The following is a 15,894-nucleotide window of genomic DNA, read 5'->3' as shown; positions in this document are numbered from 1 at the left end:
CGCGATGCGATCCCCGGCCGCCTTCACCTTTGCGCTGGCAACTGCGTGCCTGCAGCCTGATCGCCATATGGGCGGTTTTGAATCGACGCATCCATGCAGCAGGGCGAATACGCGACGCCTCAGCGCAGGCCCGCAGCGCTTACCGTGGCAAGCGCTGCGGGCGGGTGCGCCGCCGGGCCGGTCAGGCCGCCGGCTGATAGCGCTCGGCTGCGGTGGCCTGGCGGATGTCAGACAGCAGCCCCTGGCGCGCGCCATCCAGTGCGTCCCAACGTTCGGCCACGTGCAGCGGCGGGATGGTGACCAGTTCGCGGCGATCAAAACCAACCAGCGCGGCATCGACCAGTTCGCCCACGTCCATCAGGTCGCTGAGCGTGTTGACGTCGATACCTGCACGCCCCCAGATCTCGGTGCGCGTGCCGGCCGGCAACACGGCTTGCACATACACACCCTTGGCTCCCAGCTCCAGGTGCAGCCCCTGCGACAGGAACAGCACGAAGGCCTTGGTGGCGCCATAGACGCTCATGCCGAATTCGGGAGCGAAGCCCACCACCGAACCGAGGTTGACGATCGCGCCGCTGCCGGACTGCGCAAAGCGCGGCGCAACCGCGGCAGACAGGCGCGTCAACGCGGTGACATTGAGCGCGAGCAGGCGGTCGATCGCCTCGGCGTTCTGCTGCAGGATGCCGCCGGACTGAGCCATGCCGGCGTTGTTGATCAGGATGCCGATCTGCGCGTCGTCGCGCAGGCGGGCTTCCACTGCGGTCAGGTCGGCGGGCTGGGTCAGGTCGGCCTGCAGCACGTCGACGCTGACGCCATGCGCAGCGTGCAGACGCGCCGCCAGCGCATCCAGGCGGGCCTTGTCGCGTGCGACCAGCACCAGGTGGTGGCCACGTTGCGCAAAGCGCTCGGCGTAGACGGCGCCGATACCGGTGGAGGCGCCAGTGATGAGGACAGCGGAAAGTGTGGACATGCAGAATTCCTTGATGACAGTGGATGAAAGACGCCAGGCGAGACAGCCTCAGCCGGCGAGGGACGGGTAGTCGATATAACCTTCGGCGCCACCGCCGTAGAGCGTGGCCGGATTCAACGGCGCCAGCGCTGCGCCGGTGTGCAGACGTTCGACAAGATCGGGGTTGCTGATGAACGGGCGGCCGAAGGCCACCAGGTCGACGTTGCCTGCGCGCAACTGGGCGTTGGCCAGTTCCAGGTCGTAGCCGTTGTTGGCCAGATAGGTACGGGTGAACTTGCTGCGCAGCGCGGCATAGTCGAACGGGGCCGCGTCGCGCGGGCCGCCGGTCGCACCTTCGACCACGTGCAGGTACACGATGCCCAGCGCATCGAGTTGTTCGGCGATGTAGTCGTATTGCGGCTGCGGATCGCTGCCGGAAATGCCGCTTGCCGGCGACACCGGCGAAATGCGCACGCCGGTGCGATCGGCACCGATTTCCTTGCTTACGGCGGCCACCACCTCCAGCAACAGGCGCGCGCGGTTTTCGATCGAGCCGCCGTAGGCATCGGTGCGCTGGTTGGCGCCGTCCTTGATGAACTGCTCCAGCAGGTAGCCGTTGGCGCCGTGGATTTCGACGCCATCGAAGCCGGCGGCAATCGCATTGGCCGCTGCCTGGCGGAAGTCGTCGACGATGCCCGGCAGTTCGTGCAGCTCAAGCGCGCGTGGTTCGGAGACATCGGCAAAGCCGTTGTTAACGAACACCTTGGTCGCCGCGCGGATCGCTGACGGCGCGACCGGTGCGGCGCCGCCCGGTTGCAGGTCGACATGCGACACCCGGCCCACATGCCACAGCTGCACGAAGATGCGCCCACCCTTGGCATGCACGGCGTCGGTGACTGCACGCCAGCCGGCGATCTGCTCGGGCGTGTACAGGCCAGGGGTGTCCTGATAGCCCTGGGCCTGCGGCGAGATCTGGGTGGCCTCGGTGATCAGCAGGCCGGCCGAGGCGCGTTGGGCGTAGTAGGTGGCCGCCAGTGCGCTCGGCACCAGGCCGGCGCCCGCACGGTTGCGGGTCAGCGGGGCCATCACGATACGGTTGGCCAGGGTCAGCGCGCCCAGTGCATAGGGTTCGAACAGCGAAGGGTGGGTCATTGGCGGTGCTCGGAATCAGTGGTTGACAAAGATTACGATCAAAATCTAAAGTGTCAACACTTTGATGACGAATGACATCAAAGTAAGCTGCCGCTCTCACCAGTCCCGCACAAGCACGGAGTGTCCCAACGATGAAAGTGACCAAGGCACAGGCGCAGGCAAACCGGGCGCACGTCGTCGAGACCGCCTCGGTGCTGTTTCGCGAGCGTGGTTACGAAGGGATCGGCATCGCCGATCTGATGGCCGCTGCAGGGTTCACCCACGGTGGCTTCTACAAGCAGTTCCGCTCCAAGGCGGATCTGATGGCCGAATCGGCGGCCTGCGGCCTGGCCAACATCGCCGCGCAGACCGAGCACGTGGACAAGGCGGATTTCGTGAACTTCTATCTGTCGCGCGGACATCGCGACAGCCTTGCCACCGGCTGCACGATGGCTGCGCTGGGCGCCGATGCCGCGCGCCAGCCGGAGGAGGTGCGCGAGGCGTTCGCCGCCGGGGTCGAAAACCTGTTGGCCTCGCTCGACCGCGGCGGCGCTGCGCCCGGTACCGCCGAGGCAGCAGCGGAGCGCGCCAGCAACCTGGACATGATGGCGCACGCCATCGGCGCCATCGTGCTGTCGCGGTCGTGCCCGAACGATTCGCCACTGGCCGACGAAATCATCGCGGTGTGCCGCGACCAGATCCTGTCGTCGTTGCAGGCATCCAACTAACCGACAGGCGTGCATCCGCCACACACGTGGCCGAGCTTTCACCGGTAGAACTGCGTTTTTAGCCAAGCCATCGCATCCCAGTCGCGGCGTGATCGTCACTCGACTGCCGCCCTGTCACTCACTGCACTCAAGGAATTCCAATGACAAGCAAACCCCCTGTTGCGCTGGTGACCGGCGCCTCCTCCGGCATCGGCGAAGCAACTGCCAACGCGTTGGCTGCCGCCGGTTATACGGTGTACGGCACCAGCCGTCGCGGCGCGCAGTCCGGGCAGCGCGCCTTTACGCTGCTGGCGCTGGATGTGACCAGCGATGAATCGGTCGACGCCGCGATCCAGGAGCTGCTGCGACGGGAAGGGCGCATCGACCTGCTGGTCAATAACGCCGGTTTCGGTGTGTCTCCCGCCGCTGCGGAGGAAAGCTCGATCGAGCAGGCCAAGGCCATCCTCGACACCAACTTCCTTGGTGTCGTGCGCATGACGCGCGCAGTGGTGCCGCACATGCGCCGCCAGGGCAGTGGCCGCATCATCAACATCGGCTCGATCATCGGGCTGGTGCCCACGCCGTATGCGGCGCTGTACGCGGCCAGCAAGCACGCGGTGGAGGGTTACTCCGAAGCGGTGGACCACGAGCTGCGCAGCTACGGAATCCGGGTCACGGTAATCGAGCCGGCCTACACCAAAACCCAGTTCGAGGCGAACACTCTCGCCCCGGATGCGCCGCTGGAAAATTACCGTCAGGTGCGTACCCAGGTCGGCCAGGTGGTGGCGCAGGCAATGGCAAGCGCGGACGAGCCCTCTGTTGTGGCCGACGTGGTGGTGAAGGCGGCGCGCGCCCAGCAGCCCAAGGTGCGCTACACCGCGGGCAAGATCGCCGGACAGCTGCAGTTCTTGCGGCGGTTTGCGCCGGCAGGCGTGTTTCAGGCGTTGATTCGCAAGAACCTGCAGCTCGATGCGAAGACGCCACCCGAGACGACGACGCCATCCCACGCCGGATAAGCCCGGCCGACAAACCACTGCAAGTGCCGGCCCTGGCGGTGAGCGCAACAGGTTTCAGCTGCGCCACGCCGGGTTGCACCGCTGCACAAACGAGCCGCAGCGACTGCAGTGTGCATGCCGTTACCATGCGTCGGTGGTGACGCGGTAGCGCGCGGCCTTGACCCCAACAGGAGAAGGCAATGACCTTCAATGCAGTGCTTAGCGTACAGACCAGCGAGCCGGTGGTTACCGGGCTGGTCCGGTTCAACGAAGACGCGTTGATGCCGGGCGAGGTGAGGGTTGCTATCGAGTATTCGACCGGCAACGACCACCACGCGATGATGGTGGCGATGAGCGGAGGTGGCCCGATCATTCGCCATCTCCCGCTGATTCCTGGCATCGATCTTGCCGGTGTGGTCCAAGCGTCCCGCGATGCCGGAATTGCGGTTGCAGACCGGGTGCTTACCAGCGGCCGGGGATTGCATCAGCCCCACTCTGACGGCGAGGCGCGGAAGGTGCAGGGGCGCACGGTCGTGGAGGTGAACGCATGAGCGCGCCGACTGCATCGCGCGCATTTCGCTACCTGGCCACGCTGTCGGGGTTGTCGTTCTTCGCGTTGGGCGCGACGTGGCTGCTGGCGCCTGCGGCCATGCTGGCCAATTGGGGCGTGGCCTTCGACAGTGACGCGCTGGGCGTGCTCGGCCGACGCGCCGCACCGCTGTATGCGGCCATCGGCGTCATGCTGCTGCTGGTGCGAACGGCGCCACCGTCGCCAGGGCGCCGTGCCGTGATTGCGGGCTTTGTCACCGCGTGCCTGTTGCTGGCAGTGCTGGGCGTGGCGGAGTGGGTGGCCGGGCATGTCAACGCCGGCATCTTCGCGGCAGTCGCGATCGAGATCGGCTTTCCGCTGGCGTTCCTGCTGGTGACGCGTGCCGAGGCCGCGTCGCGGCAAAACGACAAGGCGCGATGATGGCAGGCATGGCGGCACCTGTGGGGTGCTGTCATGCGAGTTGGCGGACATGACACGCTGCAAGACTGGTCAACCAAGCGGTGCGGGCAGTTGGCAACTGGATGTGGATGTCGCATGGAAACCGCAGTTGCCGGGGCGGTGCACGCCGATTCCAGTCACGGCTGTGTAGCTGCGCCGGCTACGCAGCCCTGCTGTCAGCCGCTCGAAGCCCGGTGCCCGCTCATTTCCTGCCCGGCATCCTTGTCGAAACGCACATGCCACCAGGTGGCGCTGAGCGAAATCAGGCTGACCACGCAGAACGCCAGCGAAAAATCGCGTTGCGCCGGTTGGGTGTGATCGCCGGCCAGCATCGCCAGCTTGAGGATCATTGCGCCGGCGCAAACGCCGACCGAGAGCATCAGTTGCTGCAAGGTGGTGTACAGGCTGCTGGCGCGGCTCATGCGCGATGCGGGCACGTTTTCGTAGGCGATGGTGTTGTAGGCGGCGAACTGGAACGACATGAACGCGCCGCAGCACAGCAGCAGGCCGAACATCAGCGCCGGCGGCCAGTCGGGCCGGAACAACGCGCACACCATGTAGCCCAGGCTGGCGAGCACACCGTTGCCGATCAGGCTGTTGCGATAGCCGAAGCGGCGCAGCAACTGCGGGGTGATGCTGCGCATCAGCAGTGCGCCGAGCGCGCTGGCCAGGATCAGGCGCCCGCTGTGCGCGGCGCTCATGCCGAAGCCGATCTGGAACAGCAGCGGCAGCAGGAACGGATGCGCGCCCTGGGTGATGCGCATCAACGCACCGCCGATCACCGACAAGCGGAACGAATCGATCCGCAGCAGGCTCAGGTCCAGCAGCGGAGCGGGGTGGTGGCGTGCATGCCACAGATACCCCAGCGCAGCGCTGCCGCCGATGGCCAGCAGCCAGCTCGCGGTGCCGATGCCGTCCTGCTGGCTGACCATTTCCAGGCCGAACAGCAGGCAGCCCAACGCGGTGCCGCACAGCACGAAACCGCGCAGGTCGAAACGTGCCGGTGTGGTTTCGGTGGGAATTTCCGGAATGAAACGGCGTACCAGCAGAAAGCCGGCAATGCCGATCGGCACGTTGATGTAGAAGATCCAGCGCCAGTCCAGATACGAGACAAAAAATCCGCCCAGCGGTGGGCCCAGCATCGGGCCGATGAAGGCCGGCACCAGCGTCCAGGCCATGGCCGACACCAGGTGACGGCGCTCCACCGTGCGCAGCAGGATCAGCCGTCCAAGCGGGGCCATCATCGCGCCGCCGGCGCCTTGCAGTACGCGCGCGGCGACCATGGTGGGCAGGCTGTCGGCCAGCGAACACAGGATCGAGCCGCCGACGAATACCCAGATCGATGCGCCGAACACGCGGCGCAGGCCGAAGCGGTCGGCGATCGCGCCGCTGGCCGGGATCAGCACCGCCAGCGCCAGCAGATAGCTGGTCATGGCGATGCTCATCGCCGGCGCGGCAACGCCGAAATCGCGCGCCAGGGTCGGCAGCGCGGTTGCCAGCACGGTGGCATCCATCTGCTCCATGAAGATGGCGCAGGCCAGGATCAGCGAGATGATGCGGTAATCGGGATAACGCGGCGGCGTGACGCCGGCCTCGGACACGCTGGAGGACATCGGACTCTCGGTTGCGGGGCCGCATCGGTGGCGCACAGATGGCGATCGGACCGGCCCGCGTCGCACGGTGTTGTGCGGCGCAACATGGCTATTGTCCGCCCGCACGAAGCGGTGTTCAAGCACGCGCCAGGCAACACTGCGTACGCATCACAGGGCCGAACACACTGCCAACTTGCTTGGGAGAGCCTACAGCCCACGAGATGGGTGCAAATGCTCGCCCGATCGGCCCGCAAACTGCTCAGCCCGTCCCGATTCCCCAATCCCGATTCCCGATTCCCGGCTCTTCAGGTCCCCGGCGCCGCGCTATCCCAGGCATCCATGATCTGCAGGACCTGCGGCAACGCCTCGCGAAATTGCTGCACCAGGCGCGGTTCCAGTTGTTTGCCTGCCATGCTGTCGAGCTTGCGCATCGCATCGTCCACCGTCCACGGGGCCTTGTAGGCGCGCCGCCCGCACAGCGCATCGAACACGTCGGCCACCGCCACGATGCGCGCCGACTCGGGAATGGCCTCGCCGGCCAGGCCGTTGGGATAGCCGCTGCCGTCCCAGCATTCGTGGTGATGCAGCGCAATTTCCGCAGCCAGCTGAAACACCGGCCCGCGCCCGTGCCGCAGCAGGTCGTGGCCGACCTGCGGGTGCTGGCGCACCACCGAGCGTTCGTGTTCGTCCAGCGCATCGGGCTTGTGCAGGATGTTGCCGGGCACCGCGATCTTGCCGGCGTCGTGCAGGGGCGCGGCATCCTGCAGCAGCTGCGCCCGTTGCGCCGACCAGCCGACCTGCTCGGCCAGCACCTGCGCATAGGCGGCCATGCGCCAGATATGCGCGCCGGTGTCGGCGTCCTGGCCTTGCCCGGCGGTCCCGAGCAGATGGATCGCATCGCGGTAGTGCTGCGCCAGGCGCGCGTTTTCGGCCAGCTTCAACTGGGTGGCGATGCGCGCCTTGAGCAGGGCGGGCGAGTAGGGCTTGCTGACGTAGTCGGCCGCGCCCGCTTCCAGACCGGTGCGTTCGTCGTGCTCGCTGCTGCGCGAGGTCACGAACAGGATCGGGATGGCCGTGCTGGCGGGCTGCTGCTTGAGCGTGCGCGCCACTGCATAGCCGTCCATGTCGGGCAGCTCGACATCCAGCAGGATCAACGCCGGGGTGTGGCGGAGCACCGCCTCCAGCGCTTCGCCGCCGGACTTGGCGAACACCAGCGGGAAATCGTCGCGCAGCAGCTGGCGCAGGGTGGCCAGGTTGCTGGATTCGTCGTCGACACACAGCAGGGGGCGATGCGGCATGGAGGCTCCTTGCCAGCCGGCGTGGTGCGCGGTCAGCGCAGGTGAGTGGCTTGCCAGTCGCGCAAGGTGGCCTCGGCGCGACGGAAGTCGAAATCTTCCACCGCACGCTGCAGTGCTTCCTGCAGGTTGCGCGGCAGATGCGGCGCGCAGATCAGCAGCGCGTGGTCGATCTTGTCGGCATCGTCGCTGCCCAGGGCCGCTTCCAGGATCTGCACGCTGTCCGCGTCCAGCGCAGCATCGTCATCGCCTGCTTCGGCGTCGCTGTCGCCGTGTTGCAGGAAGGCGTGGATCGCCGCGGCGGTACGCTGCATGGTGTCCTTGAGTGCGAGCAGTGCCGAGGTGATGTCGTGGCCCTGCTCGATGCGGGTTTCCAGGTCGCTGGCGGCACCGGCCAGGGCTGGCAATGCCAGCGACCCGGCCGCGCCGCGCAGCTTGTGCGCCAGCGCACCGATCGCCGGCAGCTCGTTGCGGCGCAAATGCTCGGCTGCGGCCTCGGCCGGGTCGGGGTTGTCGCGCAGCAGTTTGAGCAGATAGCGCTCGTACGGTTCGCGCTCGCGCCACAGGCTGCGTGCACGCGCCGCATCCAGCACCTCCGGGTCGGCGTGTTCCCACTCGGGGCCGCCCTGCACAGCGGCCTCGTGCGGCAGCGACGGGATGCGCCGCACACCCGGCTGCAGGAAGTGGCGGATGGCGGTGACCAGTTCCTCCACATTGAACGGCTTGGCGATGAAACCGTTCATGCCGGCCTCCAGCGCTTTCTCCTGTTGCGGGCGAAAGGCGCCGGCAGTCAGCGCGATCACCGGCAGGCTGGCCAGCGCGGGGATCTGCCGCAGCCGCCGCGTGGCTTCATAGCCATCGACCACCGGCATCTGCACGTCCATCAACACCAGCTGGAACAGCTCCGGCGCACGCCGCAGCGTGTTGATGGCCTGTTCGCCGTCGTGGGCGACCGTGACCATGGCGCCTTCGCCTTCGAGAATGCGCTGCGCCACTTCGCAGTTGATTTCGCTGTCGTCCACCAGCAGCAGATGCGCGCCTTCCAGCCGCCGCGCCACGAAGGTGGGCGCCACCGGCCGCGCGCCGGGGCGTTCGTGGACCAGCTGCTCCACCAGCCGGTGCAGCGCCGCGCTGGTGACCGGCTTGGTCATCACCGCATCCAGGTCCTGTTGCTCGGGATGCTGTTCCAGCAGGCGCCGCTCGTAGGCGGTGACCATGACGATCACCGGATGCGGGCCGGGCACGGCGCGTGCGCGGATCTGCCGCGCGATCGCCACGCCGTCGATATCGGGCATGCGCCAGTCGAGCAGGAAGATGTCGTAGGGCTCGCTGGCCTGTTCAATCGCCTGCAGGGCGGCCTGGCCGCTGGCGACCGCATCCACGCGCCAACCGAGTTCGGTGGCGATGCGCACCAGGTTGTTGAGCGCCGCATCGTGGTCGTCGGCGATCAATACCCGCGGCATCGCTTCCGGCGGCAGCGCTGGCAGCTCGCGCTGGGCCAGCGGCGGGGCGGATTTTTCCAGCGTCACCACGAAATAGAACTCGCTGCCGCGGCCGGGCACGCTTTCCACCTCCAGCTCGCCGCCCATCAATTCGATCAGGCGCCGGCTGATGGTCAGGCCCAGGCCGCTGCCGCCGTAGCGCCGGCTGGTGGAGGTGTCGGCCTGCAGGAACGGCGAGAAGATCAGGCTCTGCTTTTCCTTGGAAATGCCGATGCCGGTGTCGCGCACCGAGAACAGCAGCTTGAGCTTGTTCGGATCGCCGCTGGGGAAGCGCCGCACCGATAGCACCACTTCGCCCTGCTCGGTGAACTTGATCGCGTTGCCGACCAGGTTGACCAGCACCTGGTTGATGCGCAGCGCATCGCCGAGCAACCAGCGGCAGTCGCGCGGCAGCGGTTCGACGATCATTTCCACCGGTTTGGTGCTGAGCGAGGAACGCATCAGGTCGGCGATGTTGTCGAACAGTTGGTTGAGGTCGAACGGTGCGCGTTCCAGATCGATGCGCCCGGCCTCGATCTTGGAGAAGTCCAGGATGTCGTTGATGATCTCCAGCAGCGAGCGCGCGGAGCGGTCGATCTTGGTCACCATGTCCTGCGCCGCACCGGGCAGTTCGCTGCGCTGGAGCAGGTACAGCATGCCCAGGATCGCGTTCATCGGCGTGCGGATCTCGTGGCTCATGTTGGCCAGGAAATCGGACTTGGACTGGTTGGCGCTCTTGGCCGCGTCCATCGCCAGGCGCAGTTGCTTCTCGTGCAGTTTCTGCTCGGTCAGATCCACCGCCATGCCCAGGTAACCGATCACCTGGTCGTTATCGTCGCGCAGGGTGCTCAGGGTCAGCAGCACCGGCAGGCGGCGGCCTTCGTGGCTGACGTAGGTCCATTCGCTGGTGTCGCTGCGGCCCAGGCTGGTCAGCGCAGCGATCGCCTCCAGCGTATGCGCCACCGGCGCGCCGGTCTGCTCGGAGAGCAGGTGCGCGCGCTCCTGCAGTTCCTCCTGCTCGATGAACTGACCGGCCTTGCGGCGGCCGATCACCTCGTCGGCGTTGTAGCCCAGCAGTTTTTCCGCGGCGCGATTGAACAGCGTGACAAAGCCGCCGGAGTCGGTGGCGATGATGGCAAAGCCGGCGTGCGCCAGGATCGCGCGGTGCAGCGCGGAGAACTTCATCAGCTCGCTGGTGCGTTCGGCGACCTGATGTTCGAGCGATGCATTCAGCGCGACGATGCGCTGGTGCGCACGCACCCGCTCGGAGATGTCGCGGAAGAAATGCGAGTGCCCGCTCAGGGTGGCATCGCGTTCGATGATCGGGGCCTTGCTGGCCAGCACATGGACCAGATGCCCATCGCGATGGCGCATGCTCAGCGCCGCCGAGGTATCGACCGAATGGCCTTCGTCGGCATGCTCGATGTCGGGAATCGCATACGGCTGCGGCGACAGCAGCATCGTCAGGTTCTGGCCGATCGCCTCGTCCGCGCTGTAGCCGAACATCGCTTCGGCAGCGGGATTCCAGTGGGTGATGTGTCCGTCCGGGGTCTCGGCAACGATGGCTTCGCTGGAATGGCTGACCAGTGCCGCCAGCTCCATCTGTTTGCGCAGCACTTCCTCGCGCCGCAGGCCGTTGCTGAAATACAGCACCAGCAATGCCGCCAGCAGCACCGACACGCCCAGCACCAGGCCGCCGATCAGCCACGGCGAGGTCTGGTTGAGCGAGGCCAGGAAGCTGGCGGTGGGGTGGGCGGTGATGATCCAGGTGCGGCCGTAGATCTGCAGTTGCTGCACCACCGGCGGGCGGCGCGCGCTGTCGCTGGACGGCGTGCCGCTGCGGAAGAAGTTGTGGGTGGGCTCGTTCCGGTCGGACAGATCCAGCGCCACGTCGTCGCGCTCGCCCAGGGTGCTTTGCACCATCTGCTCGACGCTGAAGGGCGCATACACCCAGCCACTGGTCGCGGCCATGCGCTGTTGCGGCGTCTGCAGCGGCATGCCTTCGCGATACACCGCCAGCAGCACCAGGAATCCGCTCTCGCTGGGAATGCGATAACCGGACAGCGAGATCGGCGAGGTCATGATCGGCACGCCGCTGCGTGCGGCCTGCAGTGCCGCTGCGCGGCGACGCGGCTCGGAGGCGATGTCCAGGCCGATCGGACGGTTGCCCGAGGACTCCGGTTCGAAATACAGCACGATGTAACGCTCGCCGTCCCAGGGCTCCAGCGGCCGGCGCTTGATGTCCGGTGCGCCGTCGGCGCGCGCGGCCTGCAGGAAGGCCTCTTCGTCGGCGGGCGCGACGCGATGGATGTAGCCGTAGCCCAGCACGCCGGGAAACTCGCGCGCGTAATCGCGCGAGCGGCTGTACAAGGTGAAGCGGTCGCGACCGATGACATCCTTGCCGGCGCCGATCACCGCGCCACGCGCGCCGCGCAGCCCGTGTTCGAAGGTATACATGCGCTCGCTGATGTTGCGTGTCAGCGTGCGCACCACATAGTTGAAACGCTGCTCGCGCTCGAGCTCGTTATGTCGTTGCAGCGACAGGCCGGCAGAAATGGCGGCGATCAGACCTGCGGCGAGAATCAGCAGGGCCCCGATCGATGCACGACGCCCGTATTTTCTGCGCAGATCCCAGCGGCCATTCGGCATTTCTGTTCCCTTGCCTTGCCTGTTGCGTGCCCGGTGTGCTGGCCGACAGCGAAGTCGGTCTCGTGGTGGCGCCTGACGATCATCAGACTACGTGCAGTCTCCCCGGCGTCCGCACGTGCGTCCGGTGGGCGATCAACGTCATTGCCAATGCATCAGAACGCCAGCCAGATCGATAATGCGTGAAGGGCAAGGCCGATCAGTCCGCCCACCAACGTTCCATTGAACCGAATGTATTGCAGATCGCGTCCGACACCCAATTCCAATTGTTCGACGAGGTGACGTTCGTCCCAACTTTTCATCGTCGACGCGATATGGTCGGTCACCGATGCGCGCAAGCGTGTGGTGAGTTTGTCGGCAGCCTGCAACATGTGCTGGTTGAGCGCTTCGCGCAGCGAGGGATCCTGCGACAAGGCCTGGCCGAGCGATTGCATGGAGCGCTCCATATGCGCGGCCATCGACGATTCCTCACGCGCCAGGTCGTTGCGCAGTGCATCGCGAATCTCGCCCCACAGACCTTGCACGTAGTCCTGCAAGGCCGGATGTTCGATCGCGCGCTGCTTGAGTTCTTCCACGCGCTCGGCCATTGCCGGCTCGTCGCGCAGGCGCGCGATGTAGCGTTGCAGCCAGGCTTCATAGTCGAGCCTGATTGGATGCTCGGGCGTCTTGAGGATGTCCTGCAACTCCTCGATCGCCGCACGCGCCATGCGGTCGGCCAGGCTGTCGCCGATCTCCTCGATCGGCTTGACCCAGTTCACCGTGCCGACCAGCTTGGGCCACTCGCGCCGCGCGTAACGCACGATCAAGGCCGAGGCGCGCGTCTTGACCTGCTCCTGATCCAGCCACTCGCCCAGGCGCAGCAGCACCTCGTCCAGCAATTTCTGATGCCGGCCATCGGTGGTCAGCAGCGCCATCACATCGCCGACGGTGGCGGCAGCATTCCATTTGCGCAGACGGTCGACCACGAAGCGCTGGATCGCGCGGCGCACCGCGGCCTCGTCCAGCAGCTCCAGCGCCTGCAGCATCCAGCTGCGCGCCATCTGCGCGAGCATGCGCGCCTGTTCGGGTTTGGCCAGCCATTCGCCCAGGCGGCTGGCCGGGTCGAACACGCGCAGTTTGTCCATCAACGCCTCGGGGGCGAGGAACTGGTCGCGCACGAACACCGCCAGGCCGTCGGCCAGACGGTCCTTGCCGCGCGGCAGGATGGCGGTGTGCGGAATCGGCAGGCCCATCGGGCGGCGGAACAAGGCCACCACCGCGAACCAATCGGCCAGTGCGCCGACCGTGGCCGCTTCGCAGAAGGCCGAGACCCAGGCCCAGATGCCTTGTTCGCCCATCAGGTGGCTGACGACGAAGCCGGCGAACATGGCCAGCAGCAGGGCTACAGCCAACAGCTTCATGCGCTGCAGCTGGGCACGACGGGGATCGACGGGGCGGGGAGTGCTAACGCTTGGTTCCATCTGCGCAGTGTACCCAGTCGCCGGAGCAGGGCATGTCCACGGCCGGGCTTAATGGCCAGGTAGGAGCGCGCCTGAGCGCGACGGGGTTACCGGGAACGCCACGTCGCGCCCTGGTGCGCTCCTACGGGTGGTTGCGGCGATCGCGGCTGCCGTTCGCGGTGGTGGTTGATAGGTTCTGTAGGAGCGCGCCTGAGCGCGACGGGGTTACCGGGAACGCCACGTCGCGCCCGGGTGCGCTCCTACGGTGATGCACCGTCTGGCACTTAGCCGCGCAGGCGCTCCAGCTGCGATTGCAGCGCGGTCACCTTGGCCTGCAGCGCGGCGTTTTCGTTTTCCAGTTCGCTGACGCGGCGTTGCAGGGCTTTCATGTCGCGGCGTTCGGCTTCGCCGCCTTCGGCCTCGTCGGGCTTGGGTTTGCGCTTGGCGTCGCGTACGCGCTTGGCAGCCTGTTTGAGCTCGGCCTTGCCGGCCTGCGCGGCGGCGCGTTGCTCGTCCTCGGACAAGGTGGCCACGGCAGCGGCGGCGCTGATCGAAATCTCGCCGGCCTTGACCGCCTGCACCACTTCCGGGGCGGCCTGCTTGTGGATGCGCTCGATCATCACCACCTGGTTGTTGCTCAGGCGGGCCTCGCGCGCCAGCTCGGCGCGGCTGACCGGGGTGGAGGTCTCTTCCCACGGTGGGCTGTCGCTGTCCGCGGCCGCCGGCGTGGCGTCGTGGTCGATGCCGGTGGCCGGCTGCTCAATGTCGGCAACCGCCAGCGCTTCGGCAGCGGCGTCGGCGTCGCGCTGGCTGCGCTGGCGCGCGGCCAGGATCTCGCGCTTGCGCAGCGCCAGCACGCCACGCTGGAAGTCCGACACGCTGCGCCGGCCCAGGTGCTGCTCGATCATCCACAGCTGCACATCCTGCATCGACTGGAAGCGCGGGTTCTGCACGGTCTGGAACGGCAGGTCGTGCTTCTGGCAGATGCCATAGCGGTTGTGGCCATCCACCAGCACGTCGCCCCACAGCACCAGCGCATCGCGGCAGCCTTCGGCCAGCAGGCTGCGCTCCAGCGCCTCGTGTTCGTCGGGCGTCAGCGGGTCGATGTAGGCCTTGAGTTCTTCTTTGACAACGATGTTCATGCGGCAACTGCGGGGAAGTGCGGGGCCGGCATTGTAGTGAGCCTGCCCCGGCTTTGCGCGCTTGACCGCGCCGCGTGCCGGCGTTACGCGCGGGCGCCTGTGTCCTGGTCGTCAGGCGGTGCTGCGCAGGATCTTCGCCAGCGTTTCGACCATCTGCCCGATCTGCTCGGGGGTGACGATCAGCGGCGGTGACAGCGCGATGACATCGCCGGTGACGCGCACCAGCAGGCCGCCGTCGTGGAAGCAACGCTCGAACACCTCGTAGCCGCGTGCGCCGGGCGCGCCGTCGCGTGGCGCCAGCTCGATCGCGCCGATCAGGCCGATGTTGCGGATGTCGATGACGTGCGGCAGTCCGCGCAGGCTGTGCAGCGCGTCTTCCCATTGCGGGCCCAGCGTGGTCGCACGGTCGAACAGGTGTTCTTCGGCGTAGGTGTCCAGCGTAGCGATCGCCGCGGCGCAGGCCAGCGGATGGCCGGAATAGGTGTAGCCGTGGAAGAGCTCGATCGCGTTCTGCGGCCCCTGCATGAAGGCCGCGTGGATCGCATCGGCCACCAGGGCCGCGCCCATCGGCACGCTGCCGCTGGTCAGCCCCTTGGCGGCGGTAATCAGGTCGGGCGTGACGCCGAAGCGTTGCGCTGCGAATGCTTCGCCGACCCGGCCGAAGCCGGTGATGACCTCGTCGAACACCAGCACGATGCCGTGGCGGTCGCAGATGCCGCGCAGCCGCTGCAGATAACCTTCCGGCGGCAGGATCACTCCGGCCGAGCCGGATACCGGCTCGACGAAGACCGCAGCAATGGTCGAGGCGTCGTGCAGGGTGATCAGGCGTTCCAGATCGTCGGCCAGCTCGGCGCCGTGCGCCGGCAGCCCGCGCGTGTAGGCATTGCGTTGCAGATCCAGCGTATGCCGCAGATGGTCGGTGCCGGCCAGCAGGGGGCCGAACCATTTGCGGTTGTTGGGCAGCCCGCCGATCGACATGCCGCCGAAGCCGACCCCGTGATAGGCCTTCTCGCGCCCGATGAAGCGGGTGCGCTGGCCCTCGCCGCGCAGGCGGTGGTAGGCCAGCACGATCTTCATCGCGCTATCGACCGCCTCCGAGCCGGAGTTGGTGAAGAACACATGGCCCAGGCCCGGCGGTGCGATCGCAGCCAGCCGCTGCGCCAGCACGAACGGTAGCGGTGAACCCATTTGGAAGGTCGGTGCGAAATCCAGCGTGCCGGCCTGCTCACGGATCGCCGCCACGATGCGCTCGCGGGCGTGGCCGGCATTGCAGCACCACAGCCCGGCGGTGCCGTCCAGGATCTGGCGGCCGTCGACATCGCGGTAGTACATGCCGGCAGCGGAGGCCAGCAGGCGCGGGCGTGCCTTGAACTGGCGGTTGGCGGTGAACGGCATCCAGAACGCGTCCAGGTGCGCCGGTGCCTGCAGCGCGTGCGCGCCATCGCGCGGAGGGTGGTCGTGCATGGCGGACTCCGTCGCTGGAAAGCGTCCGACTGTACGGCCACCACGCGTCGGCCGTCACCCCGGCC

12 protein-coding genes are annotated in these 15,894 nt (G+C 67.1%); 4 read left to right on the top strand and 8 right to left on the bottom strand.

Annotated features, from left to right (window positions below; genetic code table 11):
- Positions 1–181: 181 nt before the first annotated feature.
- Both AC1PLA_RS12665 and AC1PLA_RS12660 read right to left on the bottom strand, forming a co-directional pair.
- Positions 182–970: an SDR family NAD(P)-dependent oxidoreductase gene (locus tag AC1PLA_RS12665; RefSeq protein ID WP_102254344.1), complete on the bottom strand. Its 789-nt coding sequence runs from the start codon at positions 968–970 to the stop codon at positions 182–184.
- Positions 971–1,018: 48 nt separating this feature from the next.
- The gene (locus AC1PLA_RS12660) at positions 1,019–2,101 is read right to left on the bottom strand and encodes an alkene reductase (RefSeq protein WP_127159061.1); all 1,083 of its coding nucleotides are present in this window, start codon (positions 2,099–2,101) and stop codon (positions 1,019–1,021) included.
- Positions 2,102–2,232: 131 nt separating this feature from the next.
- Here AC1PLA_RS12660 and AC1PLA_RS12655 point away from each other — a divergent pair, with 131 nt between their 5' ends.
- The 4 genes from AC1PLA_RS12655 to AC1PLA_RS12640 all read left to right on the top strand — a co-directional run bounded on the left by AC1PLA_RS12655 (position 2,233) and on the right by AC1PLA_RS12640 (position 4,752).
- Entirely contained in the window at positions 2,233–2,808 is a 576-nt protein-coding gene (locus tag AC1PLA_RS12655) for a TetR/AcrR family transcriptional regulator (protein ID WP_481104657.1), read from the top strand.
- Positions 2,809–2,948: 140 nt separating this feature from the next.
- Positions 2,949–3,803 (top strand): oxidoreductase, encoded by an 855-nt coding sequence (locus AC1PLA_RS12650; protein ID WP_022559377.1) that lies wholly within the window; start codon positions 2,949–2,951, stop codon positions 3,801–3,803.
- A gap of 179 nt (positions 3,804–3,982) precedes the next feature.
- Positions 3,983–4,333 (top strand): hypothetical protein, encoded by a 351-nt coding sequence (locus AC1PLA_RS12645; RefSeq protein ID WP_481104656.1) that lies wholly within the window; start codon positions 3,983–3,985, stop codon positions 4,331–4,333.
- Positions 4,330–4,752 carry a hypothetical protein gene (locus AC1PLA_RS12640; RefSeq protein ID WP_481104655.1) on the top strand — a complete coding sequence of 141 codons (423 nt, stop codon included), beginning with the start codon at positions 4,330–4,332 and terminating at the stop codon, positions 4,750–4,752. The genes AC1PLA_RS12645 and AC1PLA_RS12640 overlap by 4 nt, the downstream gene beginning before the upstream one ends.
- 194 nt (positions 4,753–4,946) lie before the next feature.
- On the opposite strand, the gene AC1PLA_RS12635 is transcribed toward AC1PLA_RS12640, so the two are convergent.
- From AC1PLA_RS12635 to aptA, 6 genes are all read right to left on the bottom strand, one after another.
- Entirely contained in the window at positions 4,947–6,383 is a 1,437-nt protein-coding gene (locus AC1PLA_RS12635; protein WP_481104654.1) for a DHA2 family efflux MFS transporter permease subunit, read from the bottom strand.
- A 284-nt stretch (positions 6,384–6,667) separates the two neighbouring features.
- Positions 6,668–7,660 (bottom strand): HD-GYP domain-containing protein, encoded by a 993-nt coding sequence (locus tag AC1PLA_RS12630; protein ID WP_211913982.1) that lies wholly within the window; start codon positions 7,658–7,660, stop codon positions 6,668–6,670.
- Between the two features lie 32 nt (positions 7,661–7,692).
- On the bottom strand, positions 7,693–11,787 hold the full coding sequence (locus tag AC1PLA_RS12625; protein ID WP_481104653.1) for a CHASE domain-containing hybrid sensor histidine kinase/response regulator: 4,095 nt from the start codon (positions 11,785–11,787) through the stop codon (positions 7,693–7,695).
- A 152-nt stretch (positions 11,788–11,939) separates the two neighbouring features.
- A complete protein-coding gene (locus AC1PLA_RS12620; RefSeq protein ID WP_047128865.1) occupies positions 11,940–13,244 on the bottom strand; it encodes a DUF445 domain-containing protein in 1,305 nt (434 codons plus the stop codon).
- Positions 13,245–13,507: 263 nt separating this feature from the next.
- The gene (locus tag AC1PLA_RS12615; protein ID WP_104554171.1) at positions 13,508–14,365 is read right to left on the bottom strand and encodes a plasmid replication/partition related protein; all 858 of its coding nucleotides are present in this window, start codon (positions 14,363–14,365) and stop codon (positions 13,508–13,510) included.
- 111 nt (positions 14,366–14,476) lie between these two features.
- A complete protein-coding gene (gene aptA, locus AC1PLA_RS12610) occupies positions 14,477–15,829 on the bottom strand; it encodes an omega-aminotransferase AptA (RefSeq protein ID WP_481104652.1) in 1,353 nt (450 codons plus the stop codon).
- Between the last annotated feature and the right edge of the window lie 65 nt (positions 15,830–15,894).

This window comes from Xanthomonas sp. NCPPB 1826, assembly GCF_056725285.1.
Note: the sequence above shows the minus strand (reverse complement) of the source record. Positions and strands in the feature narration are given on the sequence as shown.